16 protein-coding genes are annotated in these 19,584 nt (G+C 35.0%); 8 read left to right on the top strand and 8 right to left on the bottom strand.

Annotated elements, in window-relative coordinates; all coding sequences use genetic code 11:
- Positions 1 to 21 precede the first annotated feature (21 nt).
- Both ACPUVN_RS18390 and ACPUVN_RS18385 read right to left on the bottom strand, forming a co-directional pair.
- Entirely contained in the window at positions 22 to 480 is a 459-nt protein-coding gene (locus ACPUVN_RS18390) for a hypothetical protein (RefSeq protein ID WP_426369611.1), read from the bottom strand.
- A gap of 176 nt (positions 481 to 656) precedes the next feature.
- Positions 657 to 2,558: a beta-ketoacyl synthase gene (locus ACPUVN_RS18385; RefSeq protein ID WP_426358869.1), complete on the bottom strand. Its 1,902-nt coding sequence runs from the start codon at positions 2,556 to 2,558 to the stop codon at positions 657 to 659.
- 136 nt (positions 2,559 to 2,694) lie between these two features.
- Here ACPUVN_RS18385 and ACPUVN_RS18380 point away from each other — a divergent pair, with 136 nt between their 5' ends.
- The gene (locus ACPUVN_RS18380; RefSeq protein WP_426358870.1) at positions 2,695 to 3,702 is read left to right on the top strand and encodes a GlxA family transcriptional regulator; all 1,008 of its coding nucleotides are present in this window, start codon (positions 2,695 to 2,697) and stop codon (positions 3,700 to 3,702) included.
- A 358-nt stretch (positions 3,703 to 4,060) separates the two neighbouring features.
- Here ACPUVN_RS18380 and efp read toward each other — a convergent pair whose 3' ends face one another.
- Complete coding sequence (gene efp / locus ACPUVN_RS18375; RefSeq protein ID WP_426358871.1) at positions 4,061 to 4,630, bottom strand: elongation factor P; 570 nt, start codon at positions 4,628 to 4,630, stop codon at positions 4,061 to 4,063.
- Between the two features lie 36 nt (positions 4,631 to 4,666).
- Between efp and epmB the strand changes: the two genes are divergently transcribed.
- Entirely contained in the window at positions 4,667 to 5,683 is a 1,017-nt protein-coding gene (gene epmB / locus ACPUVN_RS18370) for an EF-P beta-lysylation protein EpmB (protein WP_426369610.1), read from the top strand.
- A 43-nt stretch (positions 5,684 to 5,726) separates the two neighbouring features.
- Positions 5,727 to 6,029: a hypothetical protein gene (locus ACPUVN_RS18365; protein WP_426358873.1), complete on the top strand. Its 303-nt coding sequence runs from the start codon at positions 5,727 to 5,729 to the stop codon at positions 6,027 to 6,029.
- Positions 6,030 to 6,144: 115 nt separating this feature from the next.
- Here the strand turns inward: ACPUVN_RS18365 and ACPUVN_RS18360 are convergent, their stop codons facing one another.
- From ACPUVN_RS18360 to ACPUVN_RS18345, 4 genes are all read right to left on the bottom strand, one after another.
- Positions 6,145 to 9,648 (bottom strand): EAL domain-containing protein, encoded by a 3,504-nt coding sequence (locus ACPUVN_RS18360; RefSeq protein WP_426369609.1) that lies wholly within the window; start codon positions 9,646 to 9,648, stop codon positions 6,145 to 6,147.
- Positions 9,649 to 9,996: 348 nt separating this feature from the next.
- On the bottom strand, positions 9,997 to 10,494 hold the full coding sequence (locus ACPUVN_RS18355; protein ID WP_426369608.1) for a DUF3016 domain-containing protein: 498 nt from the start codon (positions 10,492 to 10,494) through the stop codon (positions 9,997 to 9,999).
- A 231-nt stretch (positions 10,495 to 10,725) separates the two neighbouring features.
- Positions 10,726 to 11,196, bottom strand: a complete 471-nt coding sequence (locus tag ACPUVN_RS18350) for a hypothetical protein (protein WP_426358876.1) — start codon at positions 11,194 to 11,196, stop codon at positions 10,726 to 10,728.
- Between the two features lie 244 nt (positions 11,197 to 11,440).
- On the bottom strand, positions 11,441 to 12,601 hold the full coding sequence (locus tag ACPUVN_RS18345) for a benzoate/H(+) symporter BenE family transporter (RefSeq protein ID WP_426369607.1): 1,161 nt from the start codon (positions 12,599 to 12,601) through the stop codon (positions 11,441 to 11,443).
- A 109-nt stretch (positions 12,602 to 12,710) separates the two neighbouring features.
- Here ACPUVN_RS18345 and ACPUVN_RS18340 point away from each other — a divergent pair, with 109 nt between their 5' ends.
- Complete coding sequence (locus ACPUVN_RS18340; protein ID WP_426370586.1) at positions 12,711 to 13,271, top strand: helix-turn-helix domain-containing protein; 561 nt, start codon at positions 12,711 to 12,713, stop codon at positions 13,269 to 13,271.
- Positions 13,272 to 13,675: 404 nt separating this feature from the next.
- Here the strand turns inward: ACPUVN_RS18340 and tyrS are convergent, their stop codons facing one another.
- The gene (tyrS, locus tag ACPUVN_RS18335) at positions 13,676 to 14,875 is read right to left on the bottom strand and encodes a tyrosine--tRNA ligase (RefSeq protein ID WP_426358878.1); all 1,200 of its coding nucleotides are present in this window, start codon (positions 14,873 to 14,875) and stop codon (positions 13,676 to 13,678) included.
- A 248-nt stretch (positions 14,876 to 15,123) separates the two neighbouring features.
- Here tyrS and ACPUVN_RS18330 point away from each other — a divergent pair, with 248 nt between their 5' ends.
- The 4 genes from ACPUVN_RS18330 to nhaD all read left to right on the top strand — a co-directional run bounded on the left by ACPUVN_RS18330 (position 15,124) and on the right by nhaD (position 19,505).
- Positions 15,124 to 16,446: a peptidoglycan DD-metalloendopeptidase family protein gene (locus ACPUVN_RS18330; protein WP_426358879.1), complete on the top strand. Its 1,323-nt coding sequence runs from the start codon at positions 15,124 to 15,126 to the stop codon at positions 16,444 to 16,446.
- Positions 16,446 to 17,606, top strand: a complete 1,161-nt coding sequence (locus tag ACPUVN_RS18325; protein WP_426358880.1) for an anhydro-N-acetylmuramic acid kinase — start codon at positions 16,446 to 16,448, stop codon at positions 17,604 to 17,606. The genes ACPUVN_RS18330 and ACPUVN_RS18325 overlap by 1 nt, the downstream gene beginning before the upstream one ends.
- 142 nt (positions 17,607 to 17,748) lie before the next feature.
- Positions 17,749 to 17,943 carry a hypothetical protein gene (locus tag ACPUVN_RS18320; RefSeq protein WP_426369606.1) on the top strand — a complete coding sequence of 65 codons (195 nt, stop codon included), beginning with the start codon at positions 17,749 to 17,751 and terminating at the stop codon, positions 17,941 to 17,943.
- Positions 17,944 to 18,263: 320 nt separating this feature from the next.
- Complete coding sequence (nhaD, locus tag ACPUVN_RS18315) at positions 18,264 to 19,505, top strand: sodium:proton antiporter NhaD (protein ID WP_426369605.1); 1,242 nt, start codon at positions 18,264 to 18,266, stop codon at positions 19,503 to 19,505.
- The last annotated feature ends 79 nt before the right edge of the window (positions 19,506 to 19,584 follow it).

Below are 19,584 nucleotides of genomic sequence, written 5' to 3'. Positions count from 1 at the left end.
ATATTTCACTCTATTGTGATTTTATTTTGATGTACTTTTCTTTGCTTTAGCTTCTGCTTTCTTTGCTTTAGCTTCTGCTTTCTTAGCTTTAGCTGCTTCTTTCTTTGTCATTTTTTTAGCGTCAGTTGTATCTGTTTTAGACTTTGCTTTATCTTTAGTTGAGCTAAGTTTTGAACTTGCTTTGTCTGTTGTCGCCTTGCTTTTAGACTTCATGCCATCCGTTTTAGAGGATGACGTTTCTTTTAAGCTCGATTTTTTAGACGTGGCTGCCTTTTCAAGACTACTTTTACTTTTAGCTGTTCGACAGTAGCCATTAACTGAAGCGCCATCTTTACGTTTATAACCATCAACCCAACTACATGATGAGTTAGATGAACATGCCGATGATGACATGCCTTTACAATCTGCTGCGTTTGCTGATGTTACTGACAAACCTAAACCGATAACTACAGCAACTAAACCTTTAAGTATCCCTTTCATGCTCTTCTCCAATTATGTTAATTAATAAAATAATTTACTTAGTTATATTTCTTATCTTTAGTAAATTAACAAAAATATAACATTTCTGTGTATTTTATCAACAAAACATTGGTTTTAGATATAAAAAAGGCTTAAATGCGTTAACATTTAAGCCTTCGAATGAGCTTATAGGTAAACTAAGTCATGTCAGAAAACGGGTTCTCTGTTGGTAAATCGATACCGATACCAAAATTAGGAATACTCATATTTTCTTTCGTTATAACAATATCATTTTCTTCAATCATGCCATTACCAAAACGATAAATCAGATCAAACTCACCATTATCAGCTTTATCTTGGTAAACTTTTTGAGCTTGCGTCACTTGTTCAGTCTTCTCAAGATAAGCTTTAAATACTTCACTGCCATGACGTTTTTCTAACATAGTTAATGTAACAGCTGGAGAAAGTAAAATAGCTGTAGCATTGTTACCACCAAAGCCTTTAGAGTTAATGAAAGCCACATCCATATCACCACAATCCCAATGTTCTGTAGTAATTTTTAAGTGCTCGTCGTAAACATCATCAGCTACTTTATCAATAGTATTAATACCAGGCATAATATTATGTGCGAATATACCTAATGCCATCGTAAATTGATCGCCACTCGCTGGTGCTATGGTGTGACCTACGTAAGCTTTAGGTGCAGCTATTGGCCAGTCATTAATATCGAAAGTTTTAGCAATGCGATCATAAATTAGCGACTCAGTCACTCTGTTTTGAGGAGTACTTGAACCATGAGCTAAGATGAAGCTACGTTTTTGTACCGACTCTTCACCTAAAATGTTATTAGCTAACGCAACTGATTTAGCCATAGTAATGTAATTACCAGGACCTGGAGCTGTAATTGATTTCTTAACACCATCAGCATTAATAAATACATCAGCAACTGAACCTAATGGCTTAGCACCTAATTCAATCGCTAAATCATCATCCATCAATACAAAAAAGTGTGCTGCTTCACCTATAGTAAAACCACAGTTTTGTCCGAATGGGCGACTTGTACGACGGTGATCAGCTTCGCCTTCAGTAATGCCATCAAGTTTTTTCAAACCTTCTTCATTAGCTAAGGCACTCATGTTACCAAAACCTTCAATAATTTCAGGTGTGATTGGACTTTCGCTACTACCAACAATAGCGACACGAATACGCCCTGCTTTCATATCTTGAATAGCGTTACGTAAGTTATATAAGAAACTTGCACAAGCACCTGTCACTGTAGAAGTAGTACCAACACTGCCCGTTACGTAAGCGTTGATAAAATCAGACGACATACTGTTTAAGCCAAGAGCTAAATTCTTAGTACTAACACGTTCACCATTTAAACGGTTTTTCATCATGCCGCCTAAACCTTCAGCTTGCATTTGACCAAAACCCGAACTTGAATAAGTACCCACTAAATCAGGACTTATTTTGGCAATAATTTCATCCCACGAAAAACCTGTTGAATGAATAGCATCTGACGCGCCAAAAATAGTGGTTTGTAAACCACGTGGCTGGTAACGGCTATTGTACAAATTAGCAGGTTCGAAACCTGTAGGGAGTTGGCCAGCCGCTTTAATTGGATTATTGCGAAAGGTATCGTGTTTAACTTCTAACTCGCCTTCAATCTCAACACGTACTTGTTTATCTTCTAATTCAGTAACTTTCCATGTTGCAGGTAAAGGCGCAGGTAAATCTCTTTTACGCATTTCAAAGCAAATTGCATTATCTGCTTGCTGCATAGTAATTTTTTGATGTGCGTGAGTAGCGTCTGGATCAAAGTGATTTTTTTCAATCTTTCTGATCAAAGTACCTGCTAATATTTGCTCTCCAAAAAGTTTCTCAACATCTTGCTTAGCTACAGCATTACCTTCTAAATCAACTAAACTGCCATCTTCAATTTTTATTAAATTCATTAATGAAGCTAAACCAACAAAAGTTTCTTGTCGTGCTTCTGCATTTAATTTATCTATAACAATACGACGAAAGCCTTGATGAAAAGAAGAACGACCCGATGCATTAACGCCACCCATGCCAACAATAAGAGGTAAAGCAGTCATAAAAAACCTTAAAATAATGATCTAAAAAATTAATTAACCGCATTCTATAGTTAAACGAAAACAACAAACATACAAATAAAGTCAAAAATAATGCAATAATAGCCATATAAAATTTAACCTTGGGTATTTTTTACTTATGTCTCCTAGAAAGTCTAAAAAAGTTAAAGTTGCCTTAATGCTTTACGATCATATGCTATCAACCAGCGTTAGCTTACCCGTTGAAATGTTACGTGCGGGTGAAGCTTTTGCTTTACGAAAAAATAAAGCCGCGAAGCAACTTTCAATAGAAATGGTTGGAGAAAATTTATCGCCTGTCGTTACGCGTGCATTAATTAAATTACAGCCTGACTTTTCTATTGGACTTGCGAGTAAACCTGACTTTATATTTATACCTAGCTTATGGCGCAACCCAAGACCTTTGTTAAAAAAATATCCAAAAATGATCTCTTGGCTGAAAAAAAGCTGGCTAGATGGAGCTACATTAATTGGTGGCGGAACAGGTGTATGTTTTATTGCCGAATCAGGCGTGCTTGATAATCACCCTGCGACAACTCATTGGCATTATGTAGAGCAATTTAAACGCGCTTACCCTCGAGTAAAACTAAAGCCCGATTTTTTTATCACACAATCTGAACGCATGTACTGTGCAGCAAGTTTGAATGCTTTGGCTGATATTGTTGTGCATATTATTCATCAAACTTATGGTGAAGAAGCAGCGCAACACGTAGAGCGTAATTTCTCACATGAAATAAGAAAGCCTTATGAAGAGCAACGTTACTTAGAAGGTGCTGTAGATCGTCATCCTGATGAGCTTATAACGCAAATTCAGTTCTGGATGCGTACTAATTTATCTTCAACGCTATCGATTAACCAATTAGCCAACGACTTCAGCATTAGTCAAAGAACATTCGCACGTCGATTTAAAGTCGCTACAGGTAATACACCTTTAGAATATTGGAAAAAAATGAGGTTAGAAGCTGCACAAGAATTATTGTCGTCGAGTAACTTATCTATTCAGGAAGTGGCTTTTCAAATAGGTTATCAAGACCAAGCCAATTTAACGCGTTTGTTTAAACAAACATTAAAAATAACGCCAAGCGCATATCGAGCTATGGTGAGAAAGAAGTTATTTAGTCAGCAATAGTAATACCAAACGGATTAATTTATTGCTCACTTAGCGAGAATTTAAAGGCTTAGAGGCAAGGCATTGATTGAAGAGAATGGTTATTCCCTTGTCAAAATCAATAACGCGGCATATGAGCCTTTAAATTCTGGCCCTTTGGGAGCTCATTAGCAAACTGATAACATCACAAAATTAAAAAAATATAGAATAACTATGTTTAATCAATTTTGCTTGTTCTAAGCTTGCTAATGTAGCTCTAAGTTGCTCAATAAATTAATCCACTTGGTATAAGTTAAGAATAGAAGAGAAATAACGATAGAGAAAAGCAGACATAAAAAAAGCTCACAAAAGTGAGCTTTTTAAGAGCGTAATAAAAGTTTTATTTAGACGCTCTTGAAACGTAGTCGCCAGTTCTTGTATCAACTTTAACAACTTCGCCAATTTGCACAAATAAAGGTACACGTATTACTGCACCAGTAGATAATGTTGCTGGTTTGCCGCCTGTTCCTGCAGTATCACCTTTCAAACCGGGGTCAGTTTCTGTGATTTCGATTTCTACAAAGTTAGGTGGTGTTACTGAAATAGGCGAGTTATTCCATAGCGTAATAGTACAAACATCGCTTTCAACTAACCATTTTGTTGCATCAGCTACAGCTTTATCGTCTGCAGCAACTTGCTCAAACGTTTCATTATTCATAAAATGCCAGAATTCGCCGTCAGCATACAAGTAAGCTAGTTCTATTTCCATAACGTCTGCGCCTTCAACTGAATCGCCAGACTTAAAGGTTTTTTCAAGAACTTTTCCTGAAATAAGCTTACGGATTTTTACACGATTGAACGCTTGCCCTTTACCAGGCTTAACGTTTTCGTTTTCAAGAATGTTACAAGGTTCACCGTCAAGCATGATTTTTAAACCTGCTTTGAATTGGTTTGTACTGAAATTAGCCATGATAATTGTGCTCTTATATAAATACTGAGATTTTTAATGCCGCAAATAATAACCCAAATAGCCAATAAAATGCACATTTCTTGGCAAAAAGAATTGGCAAATGTTGTAACCGACCCGAAAGAGTTACTCGAATTAGTCTCAATTGATGCAAATAAGTACTTACAACACTTCAAAGCAAGACAGTTATTTCCTGTAAGAGTGCCCCGACCTTTTATTGATAAAATGATAAAAGGCGACATAAACGATCCTTTATTAAAACAAGTCATGCCGTTAAATAATGAATTTTTAGTGACTGATGGCTTTTCAACAGATCCGTTAGAAGAGCACGATACCGTTGCCAAAGGTTTATTACATAAATACAAACACCGCGTGCTTATGATTGTAAAAGCGGGCTGTGCGATTAATTGTAGATACTGCTTTAGACGACATTTTCCTTATCAAGACAACAGCCCAAGTAAAGCGGATTGGCAAGAAGCCTTAACTTATATTGCTGAGCATACAGAAATCAACGAAGTTATTTTTAGTGGCGGCGATCCTTTAATGGCAAATGACGAACATTTACGTTGGTTAGTCGAACAAATTGAAAATATCAGCCACATAAAACGTCTTCGAATTCACACTCGGTTACCTGTTGTTATTCCTCAACGTGTCACGCTAGCATTGGTTAACGTTTTAAAAAGTAGTCGTTTAAAAGCAACAATAGTACTGCATATTAATCATCCAAATGAGATCAATACTGAACTCGATGATGCACTTGCACCTCTCATATCAGCTCGTATTCCATTATTTAATCAAAGTGTTTTACTTAAAGGCATTAATGACGATGCGCAAATATTATCAGCACTTAGTGAAAAGCTATTTGATAGCGGTATTCAACCTTATTACCTTCATATGTTTGATAAAGCTCAAGGGGTTGCGCATTTTGAAGTGGAAGAACAAACAGCCATTAATATAGTGAATGAAACCATGGCTATTCTGCCTGGATTTTTAATGCCTAAATTAGTAAGAGAAATTGCGGGTGAAGCTAACAAAACCCCTATTAATTTGACATAATACGCATAATATATATCTATCAAAAAACAAAGAGCTTAAATTCATGACCAGCACTGTAAATCAACAATTACTCGATAACATTTCATTAGTTTTAAAAAAGTCATTAGCCTCTGATGCGACGCTAGCGGATTTAAGAGAAAAGAAGCAAGCAGGCTTTGAAGCAGTATTTACAAAAGAAGCAGGCTTTGATTGTACAGCCAATACTTTTCAACCGTATGTTGAAGAAGTTGCTGATGAATTTATTTTATGGCAAAAAAACCAAGATCAGAAGTTACTGGTTAACATTGTAAAAAAGATTGAGCAGTTGTTTATCGTATTAGGTAACTTTGAACAGAGTTATAAATAAGCTTTACTGTCTAACTTCATTTCATAACAATAAGCGCTTATGAAATGAAGTCTGTTTACTAAAGACTCATATTAGATTATCGCACTAGTCTCCAATCGTTACCGTGTTATTAAGCCTATTTAACAAAAGTGGAAAAATCATTTGCAGGCATTGGACGTCCTAAGAAATATCCTTGCCCATAATCACACTCAAGTGCCTTTAAAAAATCTAGCTGTTCTTGAGTTTCTATGCCTTCAGCAACAACACGCAAGCTCAACTTTTTAGCCATTAATAAAATAGTTTCAATTAATGTTTCTACTGAAGCGTCTTTACCTATAGCATCAACAAAACTTCGATCTATCTTGATAATATCTACAGGGAATTTTATCAAATAGCTCAATGACGAGTAACCCGTACCAAAATCGTCTATCGCAATTTTGACTCCATATTCTTTCAATTTTTTCAAAACATCCAAGGCTTTTTCAGAGTCGCTTGTTAATAATCTTTCTGTTATTTCAATCGTGATATTTAACTCTTGGCTTAGGTCTTTAATACACACCATCCAACTTTCTAGTGCTTTATCTTTGGTATGGAAAATACGAGGCGAAATATTAATTGCTAGTCCAATATTATGACCATTTTGGTTAATTGAAATAAGCTGTTGCGCCGAATTTTGCAACATAGCTAAATCTATCTTATTAATTAACCCTGACTCTTCTGCCAATTCAATAAATTCTACTGGAGGCACAAATGTTCCATCATCTTTTTGCCATCGTGCTAATGATTCACTCTTACAAACAATATTCGTGTTTAAATCAATAATAGGTTGAAAGTAAGGTGTAATTTTATTGGCATCAACAACTGCAATAAGATCGTTAAGTTGATTATGGCGATATTCCGATCTAACTTGCATTTCTTTTGTATAAAATTGGCAGCCATTTCTTCCACTACCTTTAACTTCATACATAGCTTGGTCAGCTTTTTGAATTAATGAAGCCGCATCAACACCATCTTCAGGGTAAATAGCAATACCAATACTTGCACTACAATATAAAAACTTGTCATCAATATCGTAACTCTTCTGCATAGCCTCATGTATTTTATCGCTGATGTGTATAGCATCTGATAATTTATGAATGTCTGAAATAATAACCCCAAACTCATCACCACTCAATCGCGATACAGTGTCGTAATCACGTACACTATGTTTAACTCTGTTTGCAGCAGAAACTAATAATTTGTCGCCCACTTGATGACCGTGATTATCATTAATATCTTTAAATCTATCTAAATCGATAAAAAGCACAGCTACTTTATTATTTTTTCTGGCTGCTATTTCCATCGCGTTTTCTAAACGATCATTGAATAAAACTCGATTAGGTAAATTAGTTAAGGCATCGTAGGTGGCTTGATGCTCTATGATTTTTCCACTCAGCACTTTATCTGTTACATCTTGCATAGTGCCAGTAATTAAATCCTCTTGCCCTTTATCAGAGATATTCATAATAACTCTAAGCCAGTCTTTAACTTCTTTATCAGACACTAACTCTAAATCAAGCTCAAAGTGTTTATGGGTAAGAAAAGCTTGTACTATGTTGTTTTTGAGTTCATTAAATGAAGAAGCATCAAATAAGTCAGAGACGTCATCTAAAGCAGATGGACGAAAATATAACGGTTTACCCAATAAACGTGATGACTGTTTAGACCAATCAATAAATTTTAAATTTTTATCTAATTTCCATCCGCCAATTTTTGCAACTTGTCCTACATTTTCTAGAAGTTCTTGATTGGTTAAAATAGTTGCTTGAAGTTTAAGTTGCTCATTTTGTTGCCTAATACGAATCACAGCAAAAACACATATAATCAACGTTGACAGAATTAAAATCATTCTAAAAATGATAATATTAATTTCGGTATTACTATTGATTTTATGAGGTGTTGCAGCCAGCTGCCATGTACCAGCGCCAACATTAATTGCTACTTGAATATTATCAGGATCATCAAAGGTAGCATCTTCACCAAAGAACACTGCACCTTTTTTACCTTCAATATCAATGCTGCGTATCGCTAAATTAAAATACTTAGTCGTAGCGAGAATACCAGTACGTTGATATAACATATCCGAATTTAGTGGCGCAGAAATAATGCCCCACAATTTACGCTCGACCCCATTACCAGTATAGATAGGTGCTCTTCCAATAAAAGCATTACCGCCTTGCACCAATTGAATAGGCCCAGCAACCAATAATTGTCCGGTATTAACGACTTGCATTACCATATCTTTTTGAACAAGATTTTCACGATAATCTAATCCTAGCGCACTTTCATTACCCTTTAGTGGATAAATATAGTTAACCACTAAATCTTTTGCTGCAGAAAAGTTGATAAGCATAGGCTCTTTTTTAAAGATTTCTTGTGCATAATGGCGGAAATCATCGTAATCTAAATTAGGTTCAGCAGAGATATAAGCAGAAAAACCACTCAACATAGATAGGTTTTTTTGTAAGTCTCTATCAAGCTTTGCACTAACAGACGTTAACTGTCGGTATAAATTAAGTTTTTTCTGTTGTTCATGTTCATTATTGAGTATGTTCACAATTTTTAAATCAATAACATATGAAAACAACAGAATGCATATTATAGCTAATAGAATGCTGCGCTTATTCCATGAAATATACATGCCGATAAAAAGAAGAATTAAGATGAAGAATAAGATAAAACTAAAAGATAAATTAGTTCTTTGATTGAATGAGTCAAAAAAGAATTCCTCTTCAACTAAATGTGAATTCACTATACCCAATTTTCTTAAGCTGTCATTCATTGCAATCCAACGGTTTGGGTTTACTTCACCAATAGATTGTTCCGGATAGTTTATTAACGAATCAACGATCTCTGCATAGCCCATATTGTAGTCATAAAGATCTTCGTATTTGTAAATATAGCGAGGTAAGTCATTAACGATTCTATTAACGATTTCTTTTTTGTGGTTTAAAGCATATTTCCACCCCTTTTTAGACGCAGAAATAAAATTAGCTACAAGTTCAGGATCTCTTTGGGTTAATTGTAAGGATGTAAATAAAGTATCACCGTAGAAATTCGCACCAAAATCTATTGGATCTAGTTTATTAAGTGTTATTCCTATTTTTTTTGCTTTATAAGCTACATATACGTCATAGCTAAATACAGCATCAGCTTCATTATTAAGTAAAGCATCAATTGGATCTGAAGTAGTGACAAACTCAATTTTATTAAGGTCATAGCCATGAGCCATGAATAACGCTTCAATTTCGGCGCGACCTGAACTAACAGATGTAGCTCCAATACGTAATTTAGATAATTGTGAAAGGTTCTCTATTGGTGTATCAGAAAGTGAATATGCAGCATATTGGCTTCGTTGAAATATAGAAGATAAAACCACTACATCTAAACCATAATCTTTTGCTGTTAGAATATTCACTCCACCTATAGCAAAATCAGCATTACCGTTTTGTATTTCACCCACCGCAGAAACAAATGATCCATCAGGTCGACTTAAAGGCTTTATCTCTAGCTCTATACCAGCATCTTTATAATAGCCTTGCCACAATGCCGCATAATACCCTGCAAATTGGAATTCATGCTCCCACTTAAGCTGTAACACGACTTTATCCGAAGAAAAAGCAGGCGTTACTATGCTGCAGATAAGAATAATTCCGAGAAGAATTTTATGCATTTTTACGAAATCTAAAATCTATTAGTTAAGACAATCGTAACAGAATTTTTCAGTGGTTTCTTTATTATGGAATAAGCTTTAAAACGCTCGATTAAGGTGTTTTGGTAGGAATAGTGACAGGTTCTTTATTAATATTAATAGCTTAACAATATTTTTCACATTGAAATAACATATTCAGTAAGAAAAATATCGTCAAAAAGATAAACGTAATTTGTAATAAGGTGACTCTTCACATTTTTACACCTCAAAAAGTGGTATAAAAATAGACTTAACGCTTTAGTCTATCTTGTCTGGTATGAAGTTATTCTTAAACCATTTATTTATCATACGTTTTTCATAATAAAGATCACTGCTTGATTTATATGCCGAGGATGAAGTCATAAAACCCATATCTTTTAAATCCACTTCACCTGAAGCCGCTAAGCTTTTATCAGCATTGACTAATTCGTAACTGAATTCTAAACGTGGAATATATATATCTTTAACAATACGAATTTGTTGCATGCTAGAAAATCGTACGTCGCCAGCTAAATCGACATTAGTTACATTAATTTTAAGTGTTTTCCCTTCAGGCAGCTTTTGACTTAATTTGGCAAAGTGCTTTTCAAAGCTTTTAAATATTCTTTCTTTAAAGTGTTTTCTGTTTTCATTACCCGAACGTACATCAGTATATTTATCAGGGTCTGTCCAAGTGACTTCAGACTCACCCGCTACTGCACTTCCCACGGTAGTAAGTAGAAATAATGGTATTAAAGATGCTCTTAATATTCTCATGTTGCCTCCGCTAGGGTCTGTTGGTATTCAGGTAACTTTACAGTAACGTTATTACGAGTTGTGATAACGTGTAAATACTCACTCTATAATCAAATCTAGAACTATAAAAAGTATTTAAGAATACTTTATAAAAAATAGCTTAACTCAAATAGAGATGACTTAGTGAGTAGTTTACACACTAAAAATGTAATCAAGTGCGACTAACTGACTCGATAAGCAATCAGCTTAATGCTACTTAACTGATAAAAGTGCTTCTACCTGACACATATTCTGTGCACAAATTTGCGTTAAATTCTTAGATTGAACATCACATTTGTTTTGTGGAATGGATTTACCTTTAAAGTCTTTTCTTAATTCTTTCATTAATAAAGAAGCACCAATAGTATTTACAGCCACAACACAATTTAATCCAACTTCTTTAGTATCGATAAGTACACACTGCTTTGAATTAACGCAGGTGATATTTTTAACGATAATGTTTTTATAGCGCGTTAACTTATCTAAATTTATTTGGTCTTTATCAACTAAAGTTAACTTAGCTGTTGGTGAGTTTTGATCTGTGGCGTTAATTCTTTGTTGATCTAACTTATTTTTGAGAACTGTTGTTGCCGCTTCATTTTCTTTAAGTGCATAACCTAAACTCAGTAATACAACTACAAAACCAAAGCAAACAATACCCATAATTGTTAACCATTTATACATTATTAAGCCCCTTACTTATCGACGGAATACATTCATTATAAATAAAGTAAATATTCCTGCAATCAATCCCCCGCAATACACTGAGCTAGATAGAACTTGTTAACCATTTATACATTATTATGCCCCTTACTTATCGACGGAATACATTCATTATAAATAAAGTAAATATTCCTGCAATCAACCCCCGCAATACACTGAGCTAGACAGAACTTATTAACCATTTATACATTATTAAGCCCCTTACTTATCGACGGAATACATTCATTATAAATAAAGTAAATATTCCTGCGATCAATCCCCACAATACAGAGCTAATTCCTAACATGCTTAACTCAGACGCCGTGACGAGAAAGGTGATCATTGAAGCTTCAAGGTAATTATCATCAGACAGCGACTGTTTAATGCTATTCGTTATTGTGCTGAACAAAGCGATACCTGCCAGCGAAAAAATTAATGCTGCAGGGAATGTAGAAAATACACCGATTAAATATCCCGCAAAGATCCCCATCAGAATATAAAAAACGCCACCAGCAATAGCTGCCCAATAACGTTTCCCAGGATCTTTATCAACATCTTCAGTCATACACAAAGCAGCGGTTATCGCGGCTAAATTTAATGAATATCCGCCAAAAGGTGCTGCAACTATATTTGCCAATCCCGTAAAGCTAAGTACCTTTGATATAGGTGCTTGATAGCCATGTGCTTTTAATACGGCAATTCCAGGAAGATTTTGTGCCGCTATTGTTACAATAAAAAGAGGAATACCAACACCAAGCACACTTTGCATAGTGAAGTGTGGAACTACATATTCGAAGCCAACAAAAGTAAATTCAGCTTCATTAGGAAGAATCAATCCCGTTTTTTGGGCAACGATCACACCCGCAGTTAATACAAACAACATCGTATATTTTGGTAAAAAACGTTTACTCACAAGGTAAACAACAAACATAACAATTATAAGTAAGGGCTGTGTATTCATTTGATCAAACACATCTATTCCAAAATTAACTAATACCCCAGCTAACATAGCTGTCGCTAGTTGAAAGGGAATTTTATTCATTAGTTTTTCAAACCAGCCCGTAATGCCACAAAAGAAAATAAGCGTTGCAGAAAAGATAAACCCAGCGACCGCCTCATTAAGACTTAAACCTTGAGCATTACCAATTAATAATGCAGCACCAGGAGTCGACCAAGCCACTAAAATAGGAATACGATAAAGTAAAGACAAAGTAATGCTGCTAACACCCAGAGATAAACCTAAAACTAAGAGCCAACTCGCGGCAAGACCTGAGTCACCACCAAAGTTAATAACCATTTGATAGATAAGTGCAATAGAGCTCGTAAAACCAATTAAAACAGCAACAAAACCAGCAAGGGTAGCGTTTAATACTCGATTGACTAACAAAGACCAGACTCCCATAATAAAGCGCTTGTATGTTTTAACGTACGCTCGAATAACATTTTTATCTAATAATCATTATATATAACATTGTGCGCAATAACGCACAAGGAGAATTAGTATTAACCTTTCTCATAACATTATCGGCCTTCAATTAAAGTCAGCAAGAAGTAAAAAAGGCTGGAGTTTAGATGCTACGAGCAAACAAACAGGCGTTTCTAAAGCGATGTTAGGTCAAATAGAGCGCGGGGAATCTAGTCCTACCGTGAGTAAGTTATGGGAAATAGCTAATGGCTTTCAACTACCTTTAACCTATTTCTTTGGTGAATTAGAAAGTAATAACATAGAGCCTAAAAAACTCATTACAGAAAAAAGCATCGCCGTTTCTACTTTATTTTCTTTTGATCCTGCAACAAAAAGTGAAATATTGTTATTAACCTTAGAGCCTGCGCATCAACATATATCGGTACCTCATAGCAAAGGCGTGATAGAGCACCTGATTGTAATTGATGGAGAAATGGAATATTTCATCAACAACCAATGGCATCATTTAAAACAAGGTGAGTTTGTTAAGTTTAAAGCCGATGTAGAACATGGTTATCGTAACCTTTCAGATAAACCAGCCACGTTTCATAATATGATTTTTTATACGGGTGAAGAAAAACGCTCGAACTAAGTCGAACATTTTCAACCTTGTTTCGACAATAGATAATTTAACCTGAACTCTGGATAATGAATTTTGTAATTCATTGATTCATATAACTTAAAAATAAGACGATATGATTTCACTAAAAAATATCATTTACTTTTCTCCTAATGTTTGGATTTAGCCCGTATAACAAGACGGTTTTATGTACTAATAGCTGGCTATTAGTAATAAAATCACAGTTTTTTTATTCCCGATAAAAACTAAGTACCTGCATCCATGCAGGCAACGCAGATAGACGGTTAAATAACAATATTAGGCATAATTGCCTATCCAGTTTTCAGGTTAATTTAATATCAGTAAAAAAAAAAAATAAAAAAGCCAGTAATCATTACTGGCTTAATAAAAGTAAACATTGAAAGATAAAGCTAAGTTTATTTCACTGTAACTTTAGCAAACTTACGTTTACCAATTTGGAAAACAGCTGTTGTTCCTGCTTCAATAGAGAGTTTATTATCAACAATCTTCTCACCATCAAGTTTTGCAGCGCCCTGCTTTATCATACGCATCGCTTCAGAAGTACTTGCTACTAAACCAGCATCTTTAAACAAGTTAGCAATAGCGATAGTGCCATCTTCTGAATTTACATCAACTTCAGGAATTTCGTCAGGCATAGCACCTTTTTGAAAACGGTTAATAAATTCTTGATGAGCCGCTTCAGCTGCAGCTGCATCATGAAAACGTGTAATTAACTCTTTCGCTAAGTTAATTTTAACATCGCGAGGGTTAGCACCATTCTCAATATCTGTTTTGTAAGCTTCAATTTCAGCAATCGGCTTAAAGCTTAACAATTCAAAATAACGCCACATTAATACATCTGAAATCGACATCATTTTACCAAACATTTCTGTTGGGCTATCTGTAATACCAATATAGTTGTTTAATGATTTAGACATTTTTTGCACGCCATCTAAACCTTCTAACAATGGCATCATTAATACAGTTTGAGGACGTTGCCCTTCAGACTTCTGTAATTCACGACCCATTAATAGATTGAATTTTTGATCTGTTCCGCCTAACTCAACATCAGCTTCTAAAGCAACTGAATCCCAACCTTGAACAAGTGGATACATAAATTCGTGGATAGCAATCGCTTGACCACCAGCATAACGCTTTTTAAAGTCGTCACGCTCCATCATACGAGCAACCGTTTGGCGAGAAGCAAGTTTTAACATACCCGCAGCGCCTAATTGGTCCATCCAAGTAGAGTTAAAAGCTACTGTAGTTTTAGCGGGATCTAAAATTTTAAATACTTGTTCTTTATACGTTTCAGCGTTGGCTAATACATCTTCTTTAGTTAACGGCTTACGTGTAACATTTTTCCCCGTTGGATCACCGATCATTCCAGTAAAATCACCAATAAGAAATATAACTTCATGACCTAACTGTTGAAACTGACGTAACTTATTTATAAGCACTGTATGTCCAAAGTGCAAGTCGGGAGCGGTAGGATCAAAACCAGCTTTTATTTTTAATGGCTTACCTTTTTTTAACTTTGCAAGTAACTCATCTTCTAACAAGATCTCTTCTGCACCGCGTTTAATTTCTTCAAACGCTTGGCTGACGTCGGTCATTCATGGCTCCAATAGGGATAATTTTTCATATTTTATATACGAATTCTACTGCACTTTTTGCTCAGGATAAAACCCTATAGCTGTTGTATTTGTTTTTTTTTGTTATAGTTACTCATTCGCCTTTCCGTAAAATTTAGACAATAGAAGTTAAACGATTGAATAATATACATAATTACTTTCTAGAGCTGCCAAAGCAACATAAAATTATAATTAGTATTTGTACTATTATATTTGTGCTTTTGCTTATTTTGCCTTCTGAAAAGGCTACTGCAGGTCGTCAAACACAAGATACTGCGCTAGAAGTTGGTAAAAGATATAAATTATCTGTTCCTCAAAATTCGTCTTCTTTAGTGAAAGATGAAAAGTCTGCATCTAACGAAAAGCAAACACCTTCAGTTCAAACTAGTGTTGCAAATGAAACTGCAGCAATCGATGAGATTATTGAAGACGAAATTGATATTTCTGAAAACTATGAATGGGAAACAGCTAAAGTAAAAAGTGGTGACTCTTTAGCAAAAATCCTCAAGCGTTTAGGTTACAGCCCACGCACAACTCACGAGTTGAGTATCGCTAAAGGTAAAGATTCAAAGTTATTACAAAAAATTAATATTGGCGATCAACTTCATATAGCAAAAGATGATAGCGGTAAATTAGTTGCCCTCAACTACCCACTGAATAAAACAGATACTTTATATGTAAACTGGAATGCAGATCATTACGAGTCACATGTAGAAACTAAAACAGTAGAAATTAGAGAAACAACAGCTCACGGTACGATCAAATCAAACTTCTGGAGCGCTGGTATTGCTGCAGGTTTAGATGATTCTCAAATCATTAACTTAGCCAATATTTTTGGTTGGGATATTGATTTTGCATTAGACATTAGATCAGGCGACAGCTTTCATGTTGTTTTTGAAAACAAATACATTGATGGTGAATTTATTGGTGCTGGTAAAATATTAGCTGCTGAATTTATTAACCAAAACGAACCTTTCCAAGCTATACGCTTTAGCGATGGTGAATATTACTCAGCGACAGGAAAGAGTATGCGTAAAGCCTTTTTACGTGCACCTGTGAGCTTTAGATATATTAGTTCTAATTTCAAGCCTAAACGTTTTCATCCAATACAAAAAAGATGGAAAGCACATAACGGTACTGACTATCGTGCTAAAACAGGTACGCCAGTTGTAGCAGCAGGTAATGGTAAAGTTATTCAGTCAGCGTATAACAAATACAACGGTAACTATGTATTTATTCAACACGGTAATGACATTGTCACTAAGTACCTACATTTTTCAAAACGTAAAGTTAAAAAAGGCCAACGTGTAAAACAAGGTGACGTTATTGGTTATGTGGGTTCAACAGGTATGTCTGAAGCACCGCATTTACATTATGAGTTTTTACTTAACGGTGTACACCGTAATCCTAGAACCGTAAAATTACCTAATGCGAATCCTTTAGCTAAAAAAGACAAAGCAGAATTTGCTATTTTAGCTGAGCAACGTTTAGCTGAACTAGCGGGTTCTCATCAAGTTATGCTGAGCATGCAAGAAGAACAATTAAATAAGTAATGACCACAATTAACAATCAGTTTTATATTGGGATCATGTCAGGAACAAGTGCTGATGGTATAGATTTAGCACTTGTTGATTTTTCATCGAATACGCCTGAACTTATTGCGAGCTACTACCAAACCTACGACGAAACTACCTATCAACAAATAACTCAGCTTTATCAACCTGCCATGAATGAAATAGATAAAGCATTTGCCTTAGATATTTTATTAGCAAAACAGTTTGCTGAAGCTATTGAAGCTTTTATTTCCCAAGAAAAAATCGATAGAAAGCAAATTATCGCTATTGGTAATCATGGACAAACCATCCGTCACAGACCAACAATAACAGCTGACATAACTGCCCCATTTACGCTGCAGATCACTTGTAATCAAACTTTAGCCACTTTAACGGGTATTAGAGTTATTGGTGACTTTAGAACTAAAGATATGGTGCTAGGCGGCCAAGGAGCTCCATTAGTTCCTGCTTTTCATAAGGCTTTATTTCCAAACGAATTTCAAGACGTATTTGTTGTAAATATTGGTGGTATTGCTAACGTGACTTACCTACCTGTAGACACTAAAAAGTCGATATTAGGTTTTGATACAGGTCCTGGAAATGCACTTATCGATGATTGGTATAAAACACATAAGCAAGGCAGGTTTGATAGTAATGGCGAATGGGCGCAATCGGGTACTACGAATGCAGCCCTTTTAAAAAATTTCCTCAATGATCCTTATATCAAGTTACCAGCACCTAAAAGCACAGGCAGAGAATATTTTAATCTTGATTGGGTAAACAAAAATATAACTCAGTTTATCAACGCTTCAGCAAAAGACCTTCAACAAGCTGATCTAAAGATTGAAGATATTCAAGCCACATTGACTGAATTAACAGCACAAACAATTAGCGATCAGATCAATGTTTTAAGTACGAAAGCCAACGTATATCTTTGCGGCGGCGGTACCTTAAACACCCACCTTTTTAATCTTATAAAACATAAGCTTAATAACTTTAATGTCACAAGTAGCGATACAATTAACATTAATAGCGATGCGTTAGAAGCATCGGCTTTCGCTTGGTTTGCTTATGCCTTTGATAAAAAAATTCCAGGTAACATTCCAGCAGTAACAGGGGCTAGCAAAGAGACAATATTAGGTATTGAGTTTAACCCGTAAAAAAGACTAGATATAAAAACTTCTCTCCCTATAATGATTGTTCGTTGATTAAAAATCAGACGTGCATTGTTGTAAGATTGTACTACAATTATAACTCAATCTAGTTTGTACGCCTTACTATTCATAGTTAAGCTAAGGGGAAATGATGCAATTTGATGATATTCATGTAGGAATGAAATGTGGCAGCAAAAAAGGTAGCGGAACGGTTACCTCAATTGATGGCTCAACTCGAAGAATTTATATGGCAGACTGTAACGAAAGTAACAGTTTTGAAGTTGAATTCGACGAATTAATCGAAGATCCACAGGCTCATAACCGAGAAGATACTTACTACTAATTTTCTTACAATTTAATATTAAAAGCCTTTGGATAATTATAGTTATTTGAAGGCTTTTTAATTTGGCAAATACCCTTAGTTTACAATTCGTATAAGCAACTGATTTGAATTAACTTTAATTCATTACGAAATAATTTCATTAACACGAAATTTACTCTCAACAAGTTTCCTCCGCAACTTAACTCTCTATATATGATTTACTTATTATAATCATTCTAAAAATTATTTAGCATAAATTAACATACATGGTCTAATTGCGCCCTCTGTTAGGCGGGATCATTCTAGCCTGCTAAATTTTAGTTAATACCGAGTTAAATATCATGTTTCAATACCTTCTAATTTCTTTTGCTGTTCTTGCTTTATTAAGTATTATTTTTGAAGAAATAACACATATTAATAAAGCTAAAACCACTCTATTTTTTGGATGTATTTCATGGGTTGCATTATTTATACATGCACAGCCTGAACAACATTCCATACTGAACCATCACCTAGAAGAAAACCTCTTAGAAATCGCCGTATTATGGTTGTTTTTAATGTCGACAATGACTTTTGTTGCTTACTTAAACGCTAAAGGCGTTATTCAGGTTGCGGTACAAAAGCTTTTCCCCGCTAAGCTTTCTAAACGCAGGCTTATGTTATTAGTTGCGTTATTCTCATTAGTTTTGTCAGCTATATGTGACAACGTTACCGCAACACTAGTAACTTTAACCTTATTACAATCTTTTGATTTAGATAAGAAAACTAAGCTTAAAATGGCTGTGTTAACTATTTTCGCTGTTAACTCTGGTGGTGTGTCTTTGATCACAGGTGATGTAACCACACTAATGATATTTTTAGATGGTCACGTGAAGATATCTGAGTTGTTGATGTTACTTATTCCTGCTGTTGCGAGTGTTTTCTTTTTAGCGATTATTTTGTCTTTTGGTACTAAAGGACAAGCGAATATAACACCGTCAGAACAAAGCTATGACAGAATAGATATTGTTATTGCTGCAATATTCTTTAGCACTATCGTATTAACTATGGTGTTTAATATCCTATTTCAAATCCCGCCAGTGTTAACTTTCTTGTCAGGTCTTTCTATTATGTTTTTAGTGGGAAGAACTTACAAAACAGATACTGAAGAGACTTTGATATTAGATTATGTACGTAAAATAGAATACGACACTTTACTATTCTTTTTAGGCATTTTGTTAATTGTAGGCATGCTAAAAGAAGTTGGCGTTTTAGAATTAATTACTGAAATTTACAACAAATTCGATCCAAATGTTTCAAGCTTTTTAGCGGGTATAGGTTCAGCCTTACTTGATAATGTGCCTTTAACGGCAGCTTTATTAAAAGCTGATCCAGCGTTAACCACACCACAATGGTTAGGACTAACATATGCTGTAGGTGTAGGTGGGTCATTACTTGTTATAGGTTCATCAGCAGGTATTATTGCTATGAGTAAAATGAAAGAAATTACTTTCATGTCTTACTCTAAGTACATCCCTGCTTTATTCGCCGCTTATGTTTTTGGCTATGCTGTAACTATAATGCTGGCACAGCACTTTTATTAAGTCGCTGTTCAATGTTATGAAGTGATTGCTTCTATTATTCTCTTGATGATTTATAGAGAATAATAGAAAGCATTTTTAA

Origin of the sequence: Pseudocolwellia antarctica (genome assembly GCF_049933045.1) — a bacterium.
Taxonomy (GTDB): domain Bacteria; phylum Pseudomonadota; class Gammaproteobacteria; order Enterobacterales; family Alteromonadaceae; genus Pseudocolwellia.
The sequence above is the reverse complement of the archived record's forward strand: the minus strand, read 5'-3'. Positions and strand labels throughout refer to the sequence as shown.

What these genes read in the sequence shown, in the direction of transcription:
- ACPUVN_RS18320 (WP_426369606.1), top strand. Translation starts at nt 17,749, where the DNA reads ATGATGCAATTTGATGATATTCATGTAGGAATGAAATGTGGCAGCAAA.
- ACPUVN_RS18390 (WP_426369611.1), bottom strand. Translation starts at nt 480, where the DNA reads ATGAAAGGGATACTTAAAGGTTTAGTTGCTGTAGTTATCGGTTTAGGT.
- ACPUVN_RS18385 (WP_426358869.1), bottom strand. Translation starts at nt 2,558, where the DNA reads ATGACTGCTTTACCTCTTATTGTTGGCATGGGTGGCGTTAATGCATCG.
- nhaD (WP_426369605.1), top strand. Translation starts at nt 18,264, where the DNA reads ATGTTTCAATACCTTCTAATTTCTTTTGCTGTTCTTGCTTTATTAAGT.
- ACPUVN_RS18350 (WP_426358876.1), bottom strand. Translation starts at nt 11,196, where the DNA reads ATGTATAAATGGTTAACAATTATGGGTATTGTTTGCTTTGGTTTTGTA.
- ACPUVN_RS18355 (WP_426369608.1), bottom strand. Translation starts at nt 10,494, where the DNA reads ATGAGAATATTAAGAGCATCTTTAATACCATTATTTCTACTTACTACC.
- efp (WP_426358871.1), bottom strand. Translation starts at nt 4,630, where the DNA reads ATGGCTAATTTCAGTACAAACCAATTCAAAGCAGGTTTAAAAATCATG.
- ACPUVN_RS18325 (WP_426358880.1), top strand. Translation starts at nt 16,446, where the DNA reads ATGACCACAATTAACAATCAGTTTTATATTGGGATCATGTCAGGAACA.
- epmB (WP_426369610.1), top strand. Translation starts at nt 4,667, where the DNA reads ATGCCGCAAATAATAACCCAAATAGCCAATAAAATGCACATTTCTTGG.
- ACPUVN_RS18380 (WP_426358870.1), top strand. Translation starts at nt 2,695, where the DNA reads ATGTCTCCTAGAAAGTCTAAAAAAGTTAAAGTTGCCTTAATGCTTTAC.
- ACPUVN_RS18365 (WP_426358873.1), top strand. Translation starts at nt 5,727, where the DNA reads ATGACCAGCACTGTAAATCAACAATTACTCGATAACATTTCATTAGTT.
- tyrS (WP_426358878.1), bottom strand. Translation starts at nt 14,875, where the DNA reads ATGACCGACGTCAGCCAAGCGTTTGAAGAAATTAAACGCGGTGCAGAA.